This window comes from Nitrosomonas limosa (assembly GCF_054188085.1).
In genome coordinates, this window is sequence record NZ_CM135180.1 from 1,641,094 (window position 1) to 1,660,194 (window position 19,101).

A 19,101-nucleotide genomic window follows, 5' to 3' on the forward strand; every position below is an offset into this window, starting at 1 on the left:
TTTGTTTTACCACTTAATATTTTTGCGCATCCGATAACGCAAATAGATAGCCAATCCATTCATTGCAAGCGTCATTGCGACCAGGATCAGTCCGGCAGCGGCCGCATTCAATTGAAACGCCTCTTCAGGGCGAGACACCCAGTTAAACATTTGAATCGGCATGACAGTAAAAGGTGCTGTCAACCACTCAAAAGACAGGTATGGAAAATCATTTTTAATTGGTGATGGCGGTAAAAAAGCGATAAAGGTTAAAGCACCTATCGTTATGATAGGCGCAGTTTCACCAATCGCTCTTGCCAACCCGATGATAATACCTGTCAGAATTCCCGCTGACGAATACGGCAGCAAATGATCCGCGACCGTCTGCCATTTAGTAGCACCAAGCGCGTATGCACCTTCTCTGATAGATACAGGAATTGATCTTATCGCTTCGCGCGTCGCAACGATAACAACCGGTAAAATTAAAAGCGCTAATGCCAATCCTGCCGCTAATATGCTTTGACCAAAACCAAGCTGATAAACAAATAAGCCCAGTGCGAGTAATCCATAGATAATAGATGGAACGCCTGCTAAATTGGTTACATTAATCTCAATAATCTCTGTCAGTAAGTTCTTGGGGGCGTATTCTTCGAGATAAACTCCAGAGCCTATTCCTAGCGGCACAGCTGCGACAGCGGTAACTAACATCACCAGAGTAGTTCCGACCCAGGCAGACAGAATCCCCGCAGATTCCGGTCTGCGCGAAGGAAAAGATGTAAAAAAATCCAGTGACAAACGCGGCAACCCTTCAATCAGCATGTGCAGAAATAATGCCATAAAAGTCAAAACAGCAATCATCAATGCAATAATTCCTGTAACCAAAAAAATTAGATCCCAGCGCTTGTGGAGACTAATAATTCTTCTGATCTCTTCAAGATTATTAACACTTTTCATTGTGACTTCTTATCCATGATTTTTTTGCAAACAGTATTTCTTAGCTCGCTGTTTGTTTTTATTCTTCCGACTTCTAAAATCAATATATCTCGCGAAATTTTTTGCGCAATACGTGGCCAATAATATTGAACACCAGTGTGATCATCAACAGTGTTAAGCCTGCAGCAAATATGGTTTGATAGCCGATACTGCCATGCGGTAAATCGCCCAAGCTCACTTGCACGATATATGCCGTGATAGTAGCCGCTGGCTCCATAGGATTCCATGTTAAATTGGGTTGCATACCCGCAGCAATTGCCACCACCATAGTTTCTCCTACCGCGCGTGAAATGCCTAAGATATAGGCTGCCGCAATTCCAGAAAATGCGGCAGGCATCACCACTCGAATTGCAGTCTGGAATCTGGTTCCTCCCATTGCATAGGAACCCTCGCGCAGATTCATCGGCACTGCTCTCATAGCATCTTCGGTCATCGAGCTGACATAGGGAATAATCATAATACCCATAACCAATCCGGCGGACAACAAATTGAACCCTGGTAACTCCGGGAAAATCTTTTGTAATAAAGGCGTAACAAATAATAATGCGAAGTATCCATACACGACCGTCGGTATTCCACCAAGCAGTTCAAGAAATGGCTTGGCCATTTCGCGTACAGTAAAAGGTGCAAATTCTGACAAATAGATCGCAATGATTGTCCCCATCGGAAGCGCAACCGATAAAGCGATTAATGAGCTAACTACCGTGCCTGACACCAATGGCAAGATCCCATAGTGAGCATCTGCAAAAAGTGGTGTCCATTGTGTATCGGTCAGAAAATCCCAAACCGAGACATGTTGAAAAAAGACGATGGATTCTTTCAACAGCATTACGATGATTGCAAGCATTATCACAATCGACAAAACTGCTGATAAGAAAAGAAAAGATTCTATAAATCTTTCATGAATTCTTCGGCGAAAGCTATAACCAAGTTTACCCGCGTTCAGAATAATTTTTTTATCTTGTGACTTATCTGCCACAGTGGAGCCCTTCTATAAATGCAGCATTATAGTAAGAGAGATACCAATGAATTAGCAGTTTTATTTTAGTTTTGTTACTTACAACAGTTATCTTATTAATCTTCAAACAATTAGAAATCAACTAAATAACAAAACTTTATTTTTTCCGAATTTTCTCTCAAACTATATAAAAATTCTGGAGATTATCCAACCTCCAGAATTTTCACTTATATCAATGAATCAAACCAAGACTTAGAAGACAGAGTGTCACTTACTCCTCATCTTCCTCATCTTCTTCATCACCTTGGGATTCAGCCTCGCTTGCACTCGCTCCAGCCTCTCCCTCGTCTTCATCTTCTTCGTCTTCCTCGTCTCCACCTTCATCACTGTCTTCATCTTTCATCAGTACCATCTTGCCCGCAGCTAAACTCGCATTCAAGTCCGTCTTCGCTACTTCTTCATGTACCAAATTCTGATGACAGTCTATGCACGTCGCGCCTTCCGTCTTCAGCTTCTTATGCGCTTCCTGTGCATCCGCTCCCGGTGGATTTGGGTCTTTATGACAATCCCTGCATGTCACGCTGTCCCATTTCTTCAGATTCATCCGCGCATCATGCGCCATGATCAACCGCCGTTCGTTAAACTTCTCCAGCGTCGAGTAGTCGTTGATCAGTTCCAAGTACAATTCACGCGCTCCATCCACCGCATGGGTGTATAACGCTAAGTGGAAGTTCTTGAAACCTTGCGGTATATGACAGTCTTTACAGCCAGGATTCACGCCCAACGCGCCATAGTGCGTCGATTGCTTCAGTTCCGTCTGTGTGTAGGTCATCGAGTGACAGCTGGTACAGAATTCTTCAGTCGAGAGCGCTGCTTCTCCACCAAATACCACCGCTACCAGCAATATCCCGAGTAACCCGCCTGTCAGTAGCGTCCCTATCGCTCCTTTTTGTATCCCTGTCATTACTCTTTCCCTTTACCTTTTTTGTCTGCTGTCTTTTCCTTGGCGCTCGCTTGGAATTCATCGTGATACTTGAATTTCGGTTCGCCTACGAAGGTGCCATCCAGCTTGTAGTGTTCGTGCATCGCTTTGACGTCTTTGACCATCTTGTCAAAGTCAAATTTGTATTTCGCGTCTACTTCCGGTGTGAACGGTGTATACGGGGCTTTCGCGCCTTTCCACGGTGAACCTTCGTAGTTTAAGTGACAGGCTGCGCAGGCTTCTTCAAAATGAAAGTCTTGTCCTTTGTCTGCAACCACTTTACGCTGTGTGGTGGTACCTTTGCTTTCAAATGCCTGGCCTGCTTTGCGATGATCCCCACGGTAGTTCTTGCCGCCACCATGACAGGATTCACAGCCAACTGCCGCGAGTGGCTTTTTCGCCGCTTCAATGGTGTAGCCGCCTTTCTTGCCCCAACCGTCAACGTGACAGCCTACGCAGTCTTTATCTTGGGTGTAGTCTTTGTCCGGATCCAATTTCGCTTTGATCTTGGCTTCTTTGCGAGTGCCAGGCTTTAATGATTCCATCGCCTTGGCGTGTGCCGTGTCTTTCCATGATTTCGCTTGCGATTTGTGGCAGGAGCTGCATTTGGTGCGTCCTTCAAAATCAGCATGTGCTGCGCTGGAAAAAAATACCGCTGCCATTATTGACAGTATGTATACGATCGGGTGTTTCATCCTTCCTCCTTTATGCTTTTTTAATCCAATTCCGATGGCTTCGTATTGTACGCTATCGTCCGTTTGTGTAAATGACTATGTGGCTGCTTTGCGCCTTTTTGTTGTGCCTGTGTTGTACTTTCTTTGAGTTCTTCCGGCTTCTTCGAGTTCTTTATTCTTTCTACGGCAGCTTGTATACCCAGTAGCCGCCTTGTTGATAGATCAGTTGCGCCAGCTCCAGTTCTGTCGGTGCCTGCTTGTCTACAAACGGCAGCATTCTGGCCAGTAGCGTTTGGCTGCTCTTTTCGTCGCTCAGGAAGAATACTCTGATTTCATTGTCCGACACCGATTGCAGGGTGTAGGTGTCAAAGTTGTTTTCCTTTACTTGCACTTTCATTTGATTGATCAGGCCGTGCATGTTGCCTGTCATCGGGAAGTTTTGATAGGCTACCCCTATTTCGTCCGGGTACATGAGTCCCAGTTTGTAGAGGTCGGTTACGTGCACTATCAGGTAGGTTTCCCGGTCCGATCCTATCAGTTGCCGCAGTTGTTTGATGCCTTCTTCCGCAGGTGACGCCAGGGCATGGCTGAATCGTTTGAAACTTTCCAGTTCTTTGGCGTCGGGTTTGCTTTCCCAGAATTGCTTTTCATACGCGCGTATCGCTTCACTTTGTTCCAGCCATGGAACCGGTATCATCAGCGGTTCGTTCAGGTGGTTGGTAAAGAAAGTGTCGCGTCCGGTGAGCAGTTTGATTTGCCGCGAGGTGTCCCACCAGGAGAGTATCAGTGCGTCTTTCGGTGCATATTTGTTGATCGCGGTCGCCAGTATCGTTAGTTCCGATGGCTTGCGGTCAAAGTTATAGAGTACTTCGTTGGTGCTGTTCTTCCAGTAAATCAATACTGGCGGTCCATCGCTTTGTTTGGCTACGATAAATTCCGCGATCGGTTTGTCTACGCCTTCCGCTTTGACTTTGTATTCGCTGAGCTTCAGCCCGGACCAGTCATCCAGTCCCATTTTGCTGAATTTCTGTGTCTGCGCGTCGCTTTCTTCAACCAGTTGGTATTGATAGGGGGCCGGAATCGGTTTAAACCAAAGATACGCAAACCAGCCCAGTAAAAGCAAACCTCCCGTCACCAGGAGTATCCCTAATGACGGGAGCAGCTTGTCTCCCGATCGCACTACCGGGGTAGTGCGATCTGTCGTATCAGCGCCTATCAAGCTTCGCTTTGCTTACGTCTGCGCCAGCCTGCTAATGCCAGTGTTCCGGCTAGTAGCATGCCACCACCTAAACCGCCCAGAGAGATTTTCTCTGCTGTGCCGTCCAAGTCGAGTAAGCTGGTTTTCTTGGTTTCAAGATTTTTAACACGTTCTTGCAGTGCAACCATTTCACGGATGCGGGTGTTTTCGTCTTGAATTTCAACGTAGGCACGGTTGATCGGACCCCAGCCTTCGGTGTAAGTCCAGCCGCCCGGGTTAACGTGTGCTAAGCCTACGTGCATTTTAGCCAGGTCGTTTTCGTGCATTTCCAGTACTTTCAGCTCGATCGCTGCCGGGCTGTTGCCTTTCGACCAGAACAGTTGCGCAAAGTAGGCATAGCCTTCTTTTTCCGGTGCTGGTGGTGCAGGACGGTTGGTTTTTTGTCCTGTCAACAGGCCTTCTTTATACAGTTGATGTACGATTGCGTTGGCTTCTTGATATTTCGCCAGTCCTTCCAGGGTGCCTTTGTCCATCAGTTCCAGGTAAGAACGTGCAAAACGCTCGGAGTGGCATTGGGTACAGGTAACTACCCATGAGTCCAAACGCGCTTCCGACCATTCGCTTCTGATGTTTTCCGCAATACCGGGTACAAACGGGTAGTTCGCCCAGCGGATCTTTCTCACCATGTTATGGCTGTATTCGCCTTCGTATTCCATGTGACAGCCCGCACAGGTCGGTGCGTTTTGTCCACCTACTGCGTAGGCGTCTTTCAGCGGCGCTTCCCAGTTCCATTTGTCGCCCAGCATCGATACCATCTTGCCGTGCTTGGACATTGAGTACGCTTCCCAGTTGTTGTGGTCTACACCGCTGTGGCAGGTAGCACAGGCTTCCGGTTTGCGGGATTCCGCTGCCGAGAATTCGTGACGGGTATGGCAGGAGTCGCATTTGTTTTGGTTGGTGTGGCACATCGAGCAGCCTTCCGCTACTTCACGTTGTGGCATCGCCGCCCATACCGTGGTTTCTACGTTGGCTTTGTAGTCCAGCGCGTGCGATGGACGTCCATCCGGCCATTGTCCGTGCGGCCATATCATCGTGTCTCTTTCCGATTCACGTTCGACAAATTCCGCCAAGTGACAGGTTCCGCATACGTCGGCTGTCGGCATGATGATGTCTTTGGTGTGATCCGCTTTTTTCTTCGCGTTCGGTTCTACGTGGCAGTCAATACACCCTACTTCTTTCAGGTTCTCGCCTTCCGCCAGTTTGCCCATCGAGCGCAAGTTCTTTTCTACTTCTTCTAACTTCGCTTTCTTGTAAAATGTCGGGTCGCTCGGTTTTAAATTACGTACCTTGTCCAAATTCGCATGGGTGCTGCGCTTCCATGCTTGTACCCATACCGGCGATTCGTCCGTGTGACATTCTACGCATTCCTTGCGGCTCGCTATCTCTTTGTTCGTGGTCGGCGATTTGTAAAATGTCGCTGGGTCCAAATAGATTCCATACGGTATCGGTTCCCAGTATTGCGCCAGTGTCCCGCGCCCAGCCCCTTGCTCAGGATCCTTGTAACGCTTCACTACCGCTTCATATAATTCCTTCGGCGATACCTTCTCACGATCCAGCTTCAGCGCTTCGTAAAGCTCGTTCGGTACCGTCGGTATGTTGCCCGCTTGTAATCCCCCTCCTAGCAAAAGCCCTAACATCAGCGCCCCGCTCTTCAGCCATCTCTTGGCATTCATCTCTCTCTCCTTTGGTTTTCCATTTTATTCTCCTATCCTTCCAATCTTCTTATTGTTCTTAACCTGTCCCTACTTCTTTCTTCCTTCCTTACTCCATGCCCTTCCCAGGGTCCGCCGACTAGACTACTCAGTCAAATACTCACTGTCAAGATCTTTAGCCCGCTTAAAAAGCTAATGGAAAGATTCAATTTGAATCTTTCCATTTGACTCAAAAGATTACATTCAATCAGATTCCGATACTCTTTTACCATTCACAACCAGCATTATTACCTGATTTCGGTCATTTAAATCTTTAAGCCGCCGTTCCACCCGCTTTCTTGCGACTGTAAAAATAATAACCTGCACCACCACCGACAACCAGCAACAACAATGCAATTTCCATCACGCCAAAGCCGCCGCCATGGCTGCCGTGACCGCCACCTTTACCAACATTCAACGGGATACTCACGACAGTTTTCATATTGCCATCGCCATCGTCTCTTTCCAGCAGAACATTGTATCTACCACGTTCGGTCAGGTTAGTCGCAACCACAATAATTCCGGATTTATGAATCATCGGTGCTAAGTAATAATTACCATGTTCCATCGCGCCATGCGTTGGATCCGCATGTTTGTCACCCACGTGGGAACCATGATCCATTCCTTCATGATCCGAATGATCCATTTCTTTTTCGGCTGTTTTTTTATCAGCAGCGGCAGGCTTCGCACCATGTCCACCATGCCCGCCATGTCCTTCCATTACGACGCGAACTGCCAGGGGTGTATCGCGGGCACGCGCATCACGCGGCAATTCAATGGTTAAATTTACTTTGCCGGGATTGGGTAAATTTTCGCAATAAGAATGCATCGGCGGAATGTTGCCTTCCGGCACTTCATACGCACTAAACGTCACCGGAAACTCTCCAGTATTAATCGTACAACCACCGGCGTCATGATGACCTTCGTGCGCAAGCATCAACTGTGCATGAACTGGCAATGCAAATACTGAAACCAGAACTGCACCACCTAATTTTGTGACCCAACTAATTTTAGAACCAACCTTCATATTTTCTCCAAATATTCAAATAAAATAATCTATTAACCAATTCATTTTAGCATGCTCAGTTTTCCGCCCGAACAATAAGCACGGGATTGTATAACAAATAATTCAGAATATTAAATGAAACGAGCATTATTCAATCTACAACTGGCATCGGCTATAGAGAAGACAACTGTTGATCAATCAGCTCGATCCAATGCCTCACAGAAATCGTCGTGCCATTCTGCAGATGCATTAAACAGCCGATATTGGCAGTTGCGATTTGATCCGGCTGACCGGATTCGAGCGCTTCCACTTTGTTTTTTAGCAGTTGCTGCGAAAGCTCGGGTTGCAAAATGGAATAGGTTCCTGCCGACCCGCAACACAGATGTCCATTAGGAACGTTAGTTAAATCAAAACCAGCCGAAGACAATATTTGCTCAACCACGCCGCGGATTTTCATGCCATGCTGCAACGTGCAGGGCGAATGAAACGCCAATTTTGTTTGATTCCCGTTCTTTTTCGATTCGACCAATTCCTGCAGTCTGTCTTTTTCGGTGTACAGAATTTCACTGATGTCTTTGGTCATTGCCGAGATTCTTGCGGCTTTTTCCGCGTAGTCCCGATCATGGCTTAACAAATGGCCATAATCCCTCACCGTAACCCCGCAGCCGCTGGCAGTCATGACAATCGCCTCGGCTTTTTCTTGCTCGATATACGGCCACCAGGCATCGATATTACGCCGCATATAATCCAAACCTTCCGCCTGTGCGTTCAAATGAAAAGTCACCGCACCGCAGCACCCTGCTTTATCCGCCTTGATCAGCGATATTCCCATTCGATCCAGTACCCGTGCACAAGCGGCGTTGATATTCGGTGCCAGGGTTGGTTGCACACAGCCATCGAGCACTAGCATGGTACGGGCATGCCGCGCTGCCGGCCAGGCTTGCGCAGCGCCAAGTTTTACCGGGACTTTTTTCTTCAGACTGGATGGCAACATGGGGCGCACCAACTGTCCCGCTTTAAACAAAGTATTAAATAGCAATGCATTCGGCAGAATCTTGCGCAACGAGTAGCGCATCACGTCTGCCTGCAGATTACGTTTTACTTGTTTTTCGACGATGCCGCGGCCAATATCGACCAATGCGCCGTAACGCACGCCCGACGGACACGTGGTTTCACATGCGCGGCAAGTCAAGCAACGATCCAGGTGCAACTGGGTTTTCTCGGTCACCGGTTGCCCTTCGAGCAGTTGCTTCATCAAATAAATACGCCCGCGCGGACTGTCCAGTTCATCGCCCAGCAGTTGATAGGTTGGGCACGTCGCCAGACAAAAACCGCAGTGCACGCAGCTACGCAGGATCTCGTCGGCTTCCTGGCCTTCCGCAGAGTGTTTGATGAAATCGGCAAGCTTGGTTTGCATTTATAAATCCGGATAAAGTCTTCCGCGGTTAAAAATTCCCGCAGGATCGAATTGTTGTTTCAACGAACGATGAATGGCCATCAGCGCCGGATCCAGCGGATGAAACACCGGCTGCTGCGATGTTGGATTACGAAACAATGTTGCATGCCCGCCCGCGTCTTTCGCCCATTGGCGAATCGTATCCACGTCCAAGCCATCGCCGCCCGATAACCAGCGCAAGCCGCCGTTCCATTCGAGCAGTTGTTTTCCCGGCAACGCCAACGGCGCAGCGGTGGATCGAACCGATAAGCGCCACAGCGGCTGGCCGGATTGAAAAAAACCGTGCGTTTGTTCGCGTATCGATTGCCAAAATGCTTCGCTATCCGGCAGCACTTCACCGCCCAGTTTGATTTGAGCGGCTCGAACCGTCGATTCCGCGCCGGATAAGCGCACCAACAATTCACCATCGATATAGCAGGTCGCGGAAACCGGCAATGGCTTACCCGCCCACTGGTTTATTTGTTCGATGGTCGCCGCTTCGTTCATGGCTAATCGCAGCGTGGTTTCAGCCGGCGGCTTCGGCAACACCTTGAGCGACACTTCCAATATCACACCCAAGGTACCCATCGCCCCGGCCATCAACCGCGACACATCGTAACCGGCGACATTTTTCATCACCTGCCCGCCAAACCGCAAATCCTTGCCGGTTCCATCGAGCAAGCGCAGCCCCAACACAAAATCGCGTACCGCTCCCGCAGCCGCACGGCGCGGACCGGATAAACCGGCGGCAATGCAACCGCCCAAGGTCGCAGCCGCGCCGAAATGCGGCGGCTCGAACGCCAGCATTTGACCATGTTCGGCCAATAACGCTTCGACATCCGCCAACCGGGTACCGGCGCGCGCAGTCAGCACCAGTTCGGTCGGTTCGTAATCGACAATGCCGTGGTAAGCCGTGGTATCGAGGATTGCAGCCGGTTGTTGGGCCGGCGCGTTGCCATAAAAATCCTTGGTGCCGCCGCCGCGTATCTGCAACGGGGTTTGGTTGTCCGCCGCAGCGCGAATAATAGTTTGATATTGCTCGATGATCGCTTGCATGGGGATTAGAATCTCGGCAAATCCGCGAATTTCAGCTCGCCGTGGTGCACGTGCATCGCGCCCAATTCCGCGCAACGGTGCAAGGTCGGCACGGCCTTGCCGGGGTTCAACAACCCCAAAGGATCGAACGCCGCTTTCACCGCATGAAATAGCTGCAGTTCATCGGTTTTGAATTGGATGCACATCTGATTGATTTTTTCCATACCCACACCATGCTCGCCAGTAATCGTGCCACCGGCATGAATACACATTTCCAGGATTTTTCCGCCGAACTCTTCCGCTTTTTCCAGTTCGCCGGGCTGGTTGGCGTCGTACAAAATCAGCGGATGCAAATTACCGTCACCGGCATGAAACACGTTCATGCACCGCAGTCCATAGTGCTGCGACAACTGATCGATGCCGTGCAACACCTCCGCCAGACGCTTGCGCGGTATCGTGCCGTCCATGCAGTAATAATCGGGTGACACCCGCCCCGCGGCTGGGAATGCCGCTTTGCGTCCCGCCCAGAGCTTGAGCCGCTCGGCTTCGTCGCGCGAAGTGCGGATGCCGGTCGCGCCGCTTTGCTGCATGATCGTGTGGATGCGTTCAATTTCATCGGCGACTTCTTCGGCGCTGCCATCCGATTCGCACAGCAAAATCGCTGCCGCGTTCAAATCATAACCGGCGTGCAAAAATTCCTCGACCGCATGGATGGTGATTTTATCCATCATTTCCATCCCGGCGGGAATAATCCCGGCGGCAATGACATTCGCCACCGCGTTGCCCGCTTTCAGCACGTCGTCAAACGCCGCCATCACCAGTTGCGCCTTTTCCGGTTTCGGAAGCAGTTTCACGGTAATCTCGGTCACGATGCCGAGCATGCCCTCGGAGCCGGTCATCAACGCCAGCAAATCGTAACCGGCGCTGTCCAGGCTGTCGCCGCCGATTTCCAGACATTCACCGTCGATGGTCAGCACGCGCAATTTAAGAATATTGTGCACCGTCAGTCCGTATTTCAGGCAATGCACGCCGCCGGAATTTTCCGCGATATTGCCGCCGATCGAGCAAGCGATTTGCGACGAAGGATCGGGCGCGTAATACAAACCATAAGGCGCCACCGCTTCGCTGATCGCCAGATTGCGCACGCCGGGCTGCACCCGCGCGGTGCGCGCCAGCGGATCGATAGCAATGATGCGATTGAGCTTTGCAAGCGACATCAGCACGCCTTGCGCATGCGGCAATGCGCCTCCCGACAAACCGGTTCCCGCGCCGCGCGCCACCAGCGGCGTGCGGGTCTCGTGGCAAAGCTGCAAAATCTTGACGATCTGCTCCTCGGTTTGCGGTAACACCACCGCTCCCGGCAGTTGCCGGTACGCCGACAAGCCGTCGCATTCGTACGGCCGCAGATCCTCGGTTTCAAATAACACCGCTTCGCGTGGTAAGAACGAGCGGAAGCGATCGGCTAGGGTTTGAACAGACATGTGGGCGACTCTAAAAATTCAGATTTTTAAACAAGACGAGGCGAGAGCAAAAAATATTGACGCAACATATTACTGATATGCAAGGAAATATTTTTTGTGAGCAACAAAGTATTGTAACAAAATATGATTTTTTAGAGACGTCCATGGATTATTCCGGATACTTTTGAATTTCATGATTGGCCAGTTTTTCCAGCATTTTAACAATGGCGGAATTATCCCATGTTGCGCCGCCGTGCGCGAGACAGGCGGAAAACAATTCGCGCACCGCCGCAGTAGTCGGCAGGCTCACGCCCAATTCCGCGGCGCTTTGCAACGCGATGTTCAAATCCTTGTGGTGCAGTTCGATGCGAAAACCCGGCTCGAAACGCCGCTCAATCATGCGCTGCCCGTGCACCTCCAGCGCCTTCGACGCAGCAAATCCGCCGAGCAATGCTTGCCGCACCTTCGCCGGATCGACACCGGCCTTGGACGCGAACAACAGCGCCTCGGCTACCGCTTCGATCGCCGACGACACCACGATCTGGTTGGCGACCTTGCACACCTGGCCGGAACCAACGTCGCCGATACGCGTCACGCTTTTGCCCATCAACCCGAGAATCGGCTGAATCCGCTCAAACACCGCTTGACTGGCGCCGACCATGATCGTCAGCGTGGCGTTTTGCGCGCCGATATCGCCGCCCGACACCGGCGCATCGGCGTAATCGTGGCCGAGCACGTTCAGCCGCGCGGCAAATTCGCGCGTCGCCAGCGGCGAAATCGAACTCATGTCGACGACAACTTTGCGCCCGCCCGCCGAAGCTTGCAAACCGCTGGCAATACCGTTGTCATCAAACAACACCTTTTCCACGTCCGGCGTATCCGGCAACATGGTGACGATGATATCCGCCTGTTGTGCCACCGCTTGCGGCGATGAAAGCGCAGTACCGCCCGCCGCGACCAAATCATCCGGCACCCCGCTGCGCGTGTGCAGCAACAAGCGGTGCCCGCCTTTGATCAAATGCCCGGCCATGGGTTTGCCCATGATGCCGAGACCGATAAAACCGAGTGTGGTCATAGTTGTCATTGTTGTTTCAAAAAAATTTCCTGCGCTGGCGGGTAATGCTGTGGTGGATGGCATTGCATTTATCCACCCTACTGCACAATCCTTCCCCGTAGGGTGGATAAGCAAAGCGCCATCCACCGATGCACCATGAATAGGGTTGGAAATTATGGTGGATGGCATTACATTTATCCACCCTACAACCCCAAAAACCAAAACCCGCAGGGGCTCCGCCCCTGCACCCCGCAAAGGGCAAAAGCACAAAGGACAAAGATCAAAAATCCCTGGCGATCCGAAAACCCAGGTCGCCGTCGGCTTCATCGGCGTCGTCCCAGTTACGGAAAGCCGACCGTACGTCCTGAGGTATGTCGTACCACGAACCGCCGCGAACCACCCGGCGGCTGCAATCGCCGCCGTCCTTTTCCAACCAGGCGGAACCGTCGCTCGGCGCTTTGTTATAATTATCGTGCCAGCAATCCTGCGTCCATTCCCACACGTTTCCGGTGGTATCGTGCAAGCCGAACGCATTCGCTTTAAACGAACCGGCCGGGGCGGTTTGTTTACCATCCCATTGACTACCGCAACCGTCGCAATTGGCATTATTCCTGCCGATGTCATCGCCCCACCAATAGCGGGTTTGCGTACCCGCTCGCGCCGCGTATTCCCATTCCGCTTCGGTCGGCAAGCGGTATTTCTTGCCGGTCTGCTTTGATAGCCATTGCACATAGTCTTGCGCATCGTTCCAGGTAACATTGATCACCGGCCGCTTGCCGCGCCCCCAACCTTCATCGTTTGGTAATTTGCGCTTGGTGGCATTGGCAAACGCGTCGTATTCGTCGAACGTCACCGCGTATTTGCCGATTTCGAATGCGTAATTGATGATAACCTCGTGAATTGGCTTTTCATCTCGATGGCCATCGTTAGAACCCATCAGAAACTTTCCCGGCGGAATACGCACCATTTCCGGCTCAAACGGCAATTGCTCCTCGCGGGGTGGTTCAGTGGCAATCGGTTGCTTTTCAGGCGGTGGGATACTCAGGATTTTTTCCAATGCTCGAATCAATTTATCGATGTCGCTATGAAAGCGCTGATCGCTGATCTCCAAAGCATGCCGCCGTGCCAACGGCATCAGACATTTGGGCAATTGCGTTGACTTTGGCATTGCGGCACCGCCGACCAACACCGGGATGACGCGGATATTACGTTCGAGCACGGCGGCAATCTCCAACCGCACCCAATCGTCGGGATTGTCCAAACGCCGTCCGTTGGCATCGGTGCTATCCAGCCAGTGCTTGCCGATCAACACTACCGCCGCTTGCACGACGCGTAACTTTTCATTAATCACTTCAAAAAAATCCTCACCCGGCTCGATTTGATCAATGTCCATGAACACATGATCCGTTCCAAAATGCCGCACCAGCCAGTCATATAAACGGCCAGCATGCGGCGCACTATCTTCGCGGCGGTAATTGATGAAAATTTTGTCCATGAAACGATTCAACCGGATGTTGTTTCAAAGCGGTAATGATACTGGCATTCGATTTTACCGGTCAAAAAATGCGTGGCGATTTTTCAACCATCACATCAGATGACTGCGGGAGTACCTTGATTTGTTTCAATGAACGGTTGTGTCATCGTTCAAAACCTTGTAAATTGACCGCTGCGGGTCACGCCACTTTTTTATAATCTCATTGATTCTATGTATAAAAATAAATTCTTATACTTGCGTGACGGCCTTGCCTACGGTTTTTGCGCCAGTGTTTTTCTGTTGAGCGGTTGCCAGACTTTCAGCACGCATCCAACACTGCCTTCCGCCCCCCGGGTTCAATCGCTGCCGATGCCGGTTGCCAGTCATGAATTCAGTTTCGATGCGGCGCGCGACGATGTGGTTGGTACGGTGCAAATCGTCACCGCGCAGCCGGACGATACGCTGTCTGACATCGCGCGGCGTTTTAACGTCGGTTATGAAGAAATCGTCAGCGCCAATCCCGGCATCGATCCGTGGCTTCCGAAAGCCGGCACCCGTGTCGTGGTGCCGACGCAGTTCGTGTTGCCCGATGCGCCGCGCCAAGGCATTGTGATCAATCTCGCAGCGATGCGGTTGTTTTATTTCCCGAAAGCCAACCCCGGCGAATTGCAACGCGTGATTACGCATCCAGTTGGCATCGGCCGGGTGGAGTGGAAAACGCCGGTGGGCGTGACTCGGGTTGCGTCAAAAAAAGAAAATCCGGCGTGGATTCCAACGCCTTCGATCCGCAAGGAGCACGCCAAGAACGGCAATCCGTTACCGGCTATCGTGCCGCCCGGACCGGATAACCCGATGGGCACGCATGTGTTGAAACTCGATTGGCCGAACTACGCCATTCACGGCACTGACAAACCGCCGAGCATCGGCTTGCGCGGCAGCCACGGCTGCGTGCGTATGTACCCGGAAGATATCGTCGGTATTTTTAACAACGTGCCGGTCGGCACGCCGGTCCGCGTGGTGAACCAACCGCGCTTGCTCGGCTGGCGCGGCGATGATTTGTACCTGCAAGCTTACCCGGTACTGGAAGACGACAAGCGCGATCACGGCCAGTTGCTGAAAAAATCACTGCGTGCCGTGCGCACCACCGCAAAAGCAAAGCACAACACCCGACCGCAAGCGCAGATCAATCAGGCTTTACTGGCGGAAACCACAGCCAATCCGCGTACAGTCGCAGTGCCGGTCACGCAACCGGAAATTTCGCTGCAAGCCTATCTGAACCACGCCAAGCATGTGCAAAATACGCTGCCGTTCAATGCCACCTGGGACGGTAATATGGCGGGACAATTGACGGCGAGCCGGGTATTGGAAATGGCCAACGAGGAGCCGCAGAAAGTCCGCTGACGTATCCTGTGAGACCTTTGCACGGTTACTACGCGGCACGATAATTGCGTTAAAAATTTGCGAAAAATGCTCATTTACCTCGTCGAGGAGCCACGGAAAGTCCGCTGACGTTGCCTGTTTATATCAAAGGCAAAACCGCTTTAACCGCTAGCCCAAGCGCTACCAGAATGGCAACCAGCGCAAAGGCTTGCTGCAGCCGGGGGCCTTCCAGGTGGCTGGCTGCCAGCCGCCCGATCAGCATGCCACCCAAAGCACCCGCCGCAAACGGCAACGCCACCAGCCAATTCATCCCGCCCAGCGAGCTTGCCGTGATCACGCCCATTGCCGAGATCAGCGCGATTACTGCCAGCGAGGTTGCGAGAATCGATTGCATCGGCAGGTTGGTGGCTTTTTGCAACGCCGGCACCACCACAAACCCACCGCCCACGCCCAGCAGTCCCGACAAAAAACCGGTAATTGCGCCAAATAAGGCCAATGCCCGGGCACACGGCCAATTCCAGAGCAACCGGCCTTGGTCATATTCCAGGCGGCATGGCACCGAAACCGACTCGCAGGGCTGTTGGGCGGGCAGTTGACTCGGAGCTTTACTGTGTACCAACATCCTGACCGCGACAAACAGCAAGACGGCGGCAAACAACAAGGTGAGCGGGGTATTCGGCAGGTGCTGCGCCAACCAGATGCCGAGCGGTGCGGTGATGATGCCGGTAATGGCGATAAACCCGGCAGCCCGGTAGCGCACCAGCCGCTGGCGATGCGCAATCAACGCGCCAATCCCAGCCGACAGGCATACCGCAAGCAACGCAACCGGCGCTGCTTGCGCCACGGTGAAATGCAACCCGAAGATGAGCAATGGCACCGCGATGATGGTGCCACCCGCACCGGCCAGCGCCAGCACCAAACCGGTTAGCGCGCCCAGCGCAATACTGATGAGCGTCATGATCGCCGATTCAACGGGACCGGCCTGGCCGGGCAAGCCATTCCTTGCCTTTTAACATGCCATTCCAGTAAATCCATGGAAAAACCGTTGTTTTCAGAAACCAATAGAACTTGCTAGGGATGGTGGGATCCAGCGGAAAAGTCGGTAATAATTTGCCGCCGAAGCCGAATTCCGCCAATAGCACCTTGCCGTATTCCACCGTCAGCGGACATGCGCCATAGCCGTCGTAAAACGCGGTCAATTCGCGATCTTCTTTGGCAGCCAGCAGATTCTCGGCAACCACGGCAATTTGTTTTCTGGCCGCTGCCGCGGTTTTGGTATTCGGCGACGAGCACGCATCACCCAGCGAGAAAATCGCCGGATAATCGGTATGTTGCAGCGTTTTTTCATTGACTTGGCAAAAACCGCCGGCATCTCCCAAACCGCTGTCCCGGATAAAATCCGGAGCGACCTGCGGCGGCGTCACGTGCAGCATGTCAAACGGCTTGGCTTCGACAGTGACCGTACCATCCGCGCTTTTTCTTTCGAAATACGCAATTTTTTGCTCACCGTCGACTTTGACCAGATTGGAATTGAAAACCAGATGGGCATGATAGCGCCGCACATACTCCATCAAGGGTGGCACGAAATCGGCGACCCCGAACAACACCGCAGTTGCGGTATCGAATTCGACGTCGATTTGTTCCAGACAACCGATCCGCATCCAGTGATCACAGGCCAGGTACATGGCTTTTTGCGGCGCGCCGGCGCATTTGATCGGCATCGGCGGCTGGGTGAACAGCGCAGCGCCGGATTTAAGCCCTTGCACCAGTTCCCAGGTATACGGCGCCAGATCGAAGCGGTAATTGGAAGTTACGCCGTTTTGACCGAGCGTTTCCTGTAGCCCTTCAATCTTTTCCCAAGCTGTGCGGATTCCTGGGCAAACGATCAGTTGCCGGTAGCCCATGACGCGGCCGTCTGTTAAATACACCCGGTGATGCTGAGGGTCGATCCTGACCGCCGCTGCTTGAATCCACTGCGCTTTTTCGGGAATCACCGCCGCCATCGGCTTGGCTGTTTTGGCGATTTCGTATGCCCCGCCACCGACCAGCGTCCAGGCAGGCTGATAATAATGTTGATCACCCGGTTCGATTATCGCGATGCGCAACGCCGGACGCCGCTGCAGCAAACTGGCGGTGACACCGATGCCCGCCGAACCGCCGCCGATCACTACCACATCGAATTCATCGCCCCAATTGCAAGCATCGACGACTGATTCCTGCTCCTCTGTTTCATCGCTGGCACGCTGCTGGGTCATTTCATGCAACGCGGCCGCACGCCTGCCGGAATTACAGAATGCCAGCACCGGCTTCGGCAACTCCGCCAGCAATTTCTGAAAAGCTGCCACACGCTCATCCGGTATCACACCCATATTGACCGGCAAATAGACGAACGTCACCCCCAGCGATTTCGCCATCACTTCCAAGGCTTCACTGGACGGCTGGTTTTCACCGCCTTCGAAATCCGGACGGTTACAAATGATGGACCGGTAACCCGTTGCGGCAATCTCGCTGATGTCGTCGATGCTAATCTGACCACATACCGATAACTTGTGATCCAGCTTCGTAATAGTAACGGTCATACCCCCTCCCGATGAAAACGATCGAACGGCTCCGCCTGCTTGACCATCCGGTGATTAGCGCGGCCTGACTGACAGGCCGTTGAGAAACGTTTTCGAGGCAGCCGATACAAGGCAAAAACAGGCGAAAAACACAGTTTATGCGGTATAAATGAGCATTTTAGCTTGTTTTTAACACCGTAGCGGCAACGCAGATAGTTTTTCAACGGCCCGCTAAAGCACAAAGGCAAAAGGGTGGCATCACTGAACTCGCGGACTCAGCTTACCTCTTCACACGTTGTTTTGCAGTACAACTCGAATAAAGTTTCCATGACTTTGATGGCTTCCTGACTCGCCAAACTGTAATAGATATACTTGCCCTTGCGCTCTGTCGCAACCAGATTTTCTTCGCGCAACACGGTCAATTGCTGTGACAATGTCGGTTGGTGTATCCCCAGAATCTCTTCCAGTTCCCCTACATTCCGGGTTCCCCGGCTAAGTTCGCATAAAATAAGCAATCGATCTTCATTCGCCAGAATTTTCAGCAAAGCGCATGCATCCGAGGCTGACGCATGCAGTGCTGCCATATCGTTTAATGCCGGTTGAGTTTTCATATTTATTTATCATTATGATAGTAATTATTAACGAGACCACGAATCCTACAATGACTGCAAGGGCATTTATGCTAATTTATTTTTATGGGATTGTCAGTAGAATCTTACCGTTGTTTTTTTTCGATGATTTCAAAAACACCCATTCCCAAGAGCATCGCCGCCAAGAAAACAAAAATTTCGGTCTCTCCGGAACCGACCAACACCAACGCCGGGCCAGGGCAAATACCGGCGATTCCCCAACCGATACCGAAGAGGAAGCTCCCTAATAACAATCGCTTATCTATTTTTGTCGCAACAGGTATTTGCATCGGCGCACCCAAAAAACTGGATTTCCGTTTCTTTGCCAAGGCAAATACAACAGAACCGATCGTAACAGCGCCTCCCATCACCCACAACAGCGAGGAATCCCAATCTCCCGCCACATCCAGAAAGGCCAGAACAATGGCCGGATTCACCATGCCCGATAGAATCAACCCGGCGCCAAAAACCAAACCTGCAAGCAAAGCAGTTATGCTATTCATGTCATATTCTCCTTAAGTCCACGCTCACCTCT

The 19,101-nt window shown here is 51.7% G+C and carries 17 protein-coding genes; 1 reads left to right on the forward strand and 16 read right to left on the reverse strand.

From position 1 onward, the window contains the following. Window positions 1–6: 6 nt before the first annotated feature. The 12 genes from pstA to ACV7NC_RS07585 all read right to left on the reverse strand — a co-directional run bounded on the left by pstA (window position 7) and on the right by ACV7NC_RS07585 (window position 14,020). Window positions 7–933 (reverse strand): phosphate ABC transporter permease PstA, encoded by a 927-nt coding sequence (gene pstA, locus ACV7NC_RS07530; RefSeq protein ID WP_458151912.1) that lies wholly within the window; start codon window positions 931–933, stop codon window positions 7–9. Between the two features lie 79 nt (window positions 934–1,012). Beyond that, complete coding sequence (pstC, locus tag ACV7NC_RS07535; protein WP_458154872.1) at window positions 1,013–1,924, reverse strand: phosphate ABC transporter permease subunit PstC; 912 nt, start codon at window positions 1,922–1,924, stop codon at window positions 1,013–1,015. A gap of 277 nt (window positions 1,925–2,201) precedes the next feature. Then, entirely contained in the window at window positions 2,202–2,894 is a 693-nt protein-coding gene (locus tag ACV7NC_RS07540; protein WP_458151913.1) for a NapC/NirT family cytochrome c, read from the reverse strand. Further along, window positions 2,894–3,607 carry a cytochrome c-550 CycA gene (cycA, locus tag ACV7NC_RS07545; RefSeq protein ID WP_458151914.1) on the reverse strand — a complete coding sequence of 238 codons (714 nt, stop codon included), beginning with the start codon at window positions 3,605–3,607 and terminating at the stop codon, window positions 2,894–2,896. The genes ACV7NC_RS07540 and cycA overlap by 1 nt, the downstream gene beginning before the upstream one ends. Before the next feature lie 160 nt (window positions 3,608–3,767). Next, entirely contained in the window at window positions 3,768–4,805 is a 1,038-nt protein-coding gene (gene haoB / locus ACV7NC_RS07550; protein WP_458151915.1) for a hydroxylamine oxidation protein HaoB, read from the reverse strand. Next, complete coding sequence (locus ACV7NC_RS07555; protein ID WP_458151916.1) at window positions 4,802–6,517, reverse strand: multiheme c-type cytochrome; 1,716 nt, start codon at window positions 6,515–6,517, stop codon at window positions 4,802–4,804. The genes haoB and ACV7NC_RS07555 overlap by 4 nt, the downstream gene beginning before the upstream one ends. Window positions 6,518–6,809: 292 nt before the next feature. Continuing rightward, window positions 6,810–7,562 carry a hypothetical protein gene (locus tag ACV7NC_RS07560; RefSeq protein ID WP_458151917.1) on the reverse strand — a complete coding sequence of 251 codons (753 nt, stop codon included), beginning with the start codon at window positions 7,560–7,562 and terminating at the stop codon, window positions 6,810–6,812. A 151-nt stretch (window positions 7,563–7,713) separates the two neighbouring features. After that, complete coding sequence (gene glcF / locus ACV7NC_RS07565; RefSeq protein ID WP_458151918.1) at window positions 7,714–8,958, reverse strand: glycolate oxidase subunit GlcF; 1,245 nt, start codon at window positions 8,956–8,958, stop codon at window positions 7,714–7,716. Further along, window positions 8,959–10,032, reverse strand: a complete 1,074-nt coding sequence (glcE, locus tag ACV7NC_RS07570; RefSeq protein WP_458151919.1) for a glycolate oxidase subunit GlcE — start codon at window positions 10,030–10,032, stop codon at window positions 8,959–8,961. Window positions 10,033–10,037: 5 nt separating this feature from the next. Then, a complete protein-coding gene (locus tag ACV7NC_RS07575) occupies window positions 10,038–11,492 on the reverse strand; it encodes an FAD-linked oxidase C-terminal domain-containing protein (RefSeq protein WP_458151920.1) in 1,455 nt (484 codons plus the stop codon). Between the two features lie 148 nt (window positions 11,493–11,640). Further along, entirely contained in the window at window positions 11,641–12,555 is a 915-nt protein-coding gene (locus ACV7NC_RS07580; protein ID WP_458154873.1) for a 2-hydroxy-3-oxopropionate reductase, read from the reverse strand. 250 nt (window positions 12,556–12,805) lie between these two features. Further along, a complete protein-coding gene (locus ACV7NC_RS07585) occupies window positions 12,806–14,020 on the reverse strand; it encodes an SUMF1/EgtB/PvdO family nonheme iron enzyme (protein ID WP_458151921.1) in 1,215 nt (404 codons plus the stop codon). Window positions 14,021–14,230: 210 nt separating this feature from the next. Here ACV7NC_RS07585 and ACV7NC_RS07590 point away from each other — a divergent pair, with 210 nt between their 5' ends. Next, complete coding sequence (locus tag ACV7NC_RS07590) at window positions 14,231–15,400, forward strand: L,D-transpeptidase family protein (protein WP_458151922.1); 1,170 nt, start codon at window positions 14,231–14,233, stop codon at window positions 15,398–15,400. 118 nt (window positions 15,401–15,518) lie between these two features. On the opposite strand, the gene ACV7NC_RS07595 is transcribed toward ACV7NC_RS07590, so the two are convergent. The 4 genes from ACV7NC_RS07595 to ACV7NC_RS07610 all read right to left on the reverse strand — a co-directional run bounded on the left by ACV7NC_RS07595 (window position 15,519) and on the right by ACV7NC_RS07610 (window position 19,069). Further along, on the reverse strand, window positions 15,519–16,337 hold the full coding sequence (locus ACV7NC_RS07595) for a sulfite exporter TauE/SafE family protein (protein WP_458151923.1): 819 nt from the start codon (window positions 16,335–16,337) through the stop codon (window positions 15,519–15,521). Window positions 16,338–16,347: 10 nt separating this feature from the next. Further along, the gene (locus tag ACV7NC_RS07600) at window positions 16,348–17,958 is read right to left on the reverse strand and encodes a TIGR01244 family sulfur transferase (protein ID WP_458151924.1); all 1,611 of its coding nucleotides are present in this window, start codon (window positions 17,956–17,958) and stop codon (window positions 16,348–16,350) included. Window positions 17,959–18,212: 254 nt separating this feature from the next. Continuing rightward, the gene (locus tag ACV7NC_RS07605) at window positions 18,213–18,548 is read right to left on the reverse strand and encodes an ArsR/SmtB family transcription factor (RefSeq protein WP_458151925.1); all 336 of its coding nucleotides are present in this window, start codon (window positions 18,546–18,548) and stop codon (window positions 18,213–18,215) included. Between the two features lie 104 nt (window positions 18,549–18,652). Continuing rightward, on the reverse strand, window positions 18,653–19,069 hold the full coding sequence (locus ACV7NC_RS07610; RefSeq protein ID WP_458151926.1) for a DUF6691 family protein: 417 nt from the start codon (window positions 19,067–19,069) through the stop codon (window positions 18,653–18,655). Between the last annotated feature and the right edge of the window lie 32 nt (window positions 19,070–19,101).

Coding starts and splice junctions, on each gene's coding strand:
- ACV7NC_RS07585 (WP_458151921.1), bottom strand. CDS start 14,020: ATGGACAAAATTTTCATCAATTACCGCCGCGAAGATAGTGCGCCGCAT.
- ACV7NC_RS07590 (WP_458151922.1), top strand. CDS start 14,231: ATGTATAAAAATAAATTCTTATACTTGCGTGACGGCCTTGCCTACGGT.
- ACV7NC_RS07575 (WP_458151920.1), bottom strand. CDS start 11,492: ATGTCTGTTCAAACCCTAGCCGATCGCTTCCGCTCGTTCTTACCACGC.
- ACV7NC_RS07600 (WP_458151924.1), bottom strand. CDS start 17,958: ATGACCGTTACTATTACGAAGCTGGATCACAAGTTATCGGTATGTGGT.
- ACV7NC_RS07560 (WP_458151917.1), bottom strand. CDS start 7,562: ATGAAGGTTGGTTCTAAAATTAGTTGGGTCACAAAATTAGGTGGTGCA.
- ACV7NC_RS07605 (WP_458151925.1), bottom strand. CDS start 18,548: ATGAAAACTCAACCGGCATTAAACGATATGGCAGCACTGCATGCGTCA.
- ACV7NC_RS07610 (WP_458151926.1), bottom strand. CDS start 19,069: ATGAATAGCATAACTGCTTTGCTTGCAGGTTTGGTTTTTGGCGCCGGG.
- ACV7NC_RS07555 (WP_458151916.1), bottom strand. CDS start 6,517: ATGAATGCCAAGAGATGGCTGAAGAGCGGGGCGCTGATGTTAGGGCTT.
- glcF (WP_458151918.1), bottom strand. CDS start 8,958: ATGCAAACCAAGCTTGCCGATTTCATCAAACACTCTGCGGAAGGCCAG.
- glcE (WP_458151919.1), bottom strand. CDS start 10,032: ATGCAAGCGATCATCGAGCAATATCAAACTATTATTCGCGCTGCGGCG.
- pstA (WP_458151912.1), bottom strand. CDS start 933: ATGAAAAGTGTTAATAATCTTGAAGAGATCAGAAGAATTATTAGTCTC.
- cycA (WP_458151914.1), bottom strand. CDS start 3,607: ATGAAACACCCGATCGTATACATACTGTCAATAATGGCAGCGGTATTT.
- ACV7NC_RS07595 (WP_458151923.1), bottom strand. CDS start 16,337: ATGACGCTCATCAGTATTGCGCTGGGCGCGCTAACCGGTTTGGTGCTG.
- ACV7NC_RS07540 (WP_458151913.1), bottom strand. CDS start 2,894: ATGACAGGGATACAAAAAGGAGCGATAGGGACGCTACTGACAGGCGGG.
- ACV7NC_RS07580 (WP_458154873.1), bottom strand. CDS start 12,555: ATGACAACTATGACCACACTCGGTTTTATCGGTCTCGGCATCATGGGC.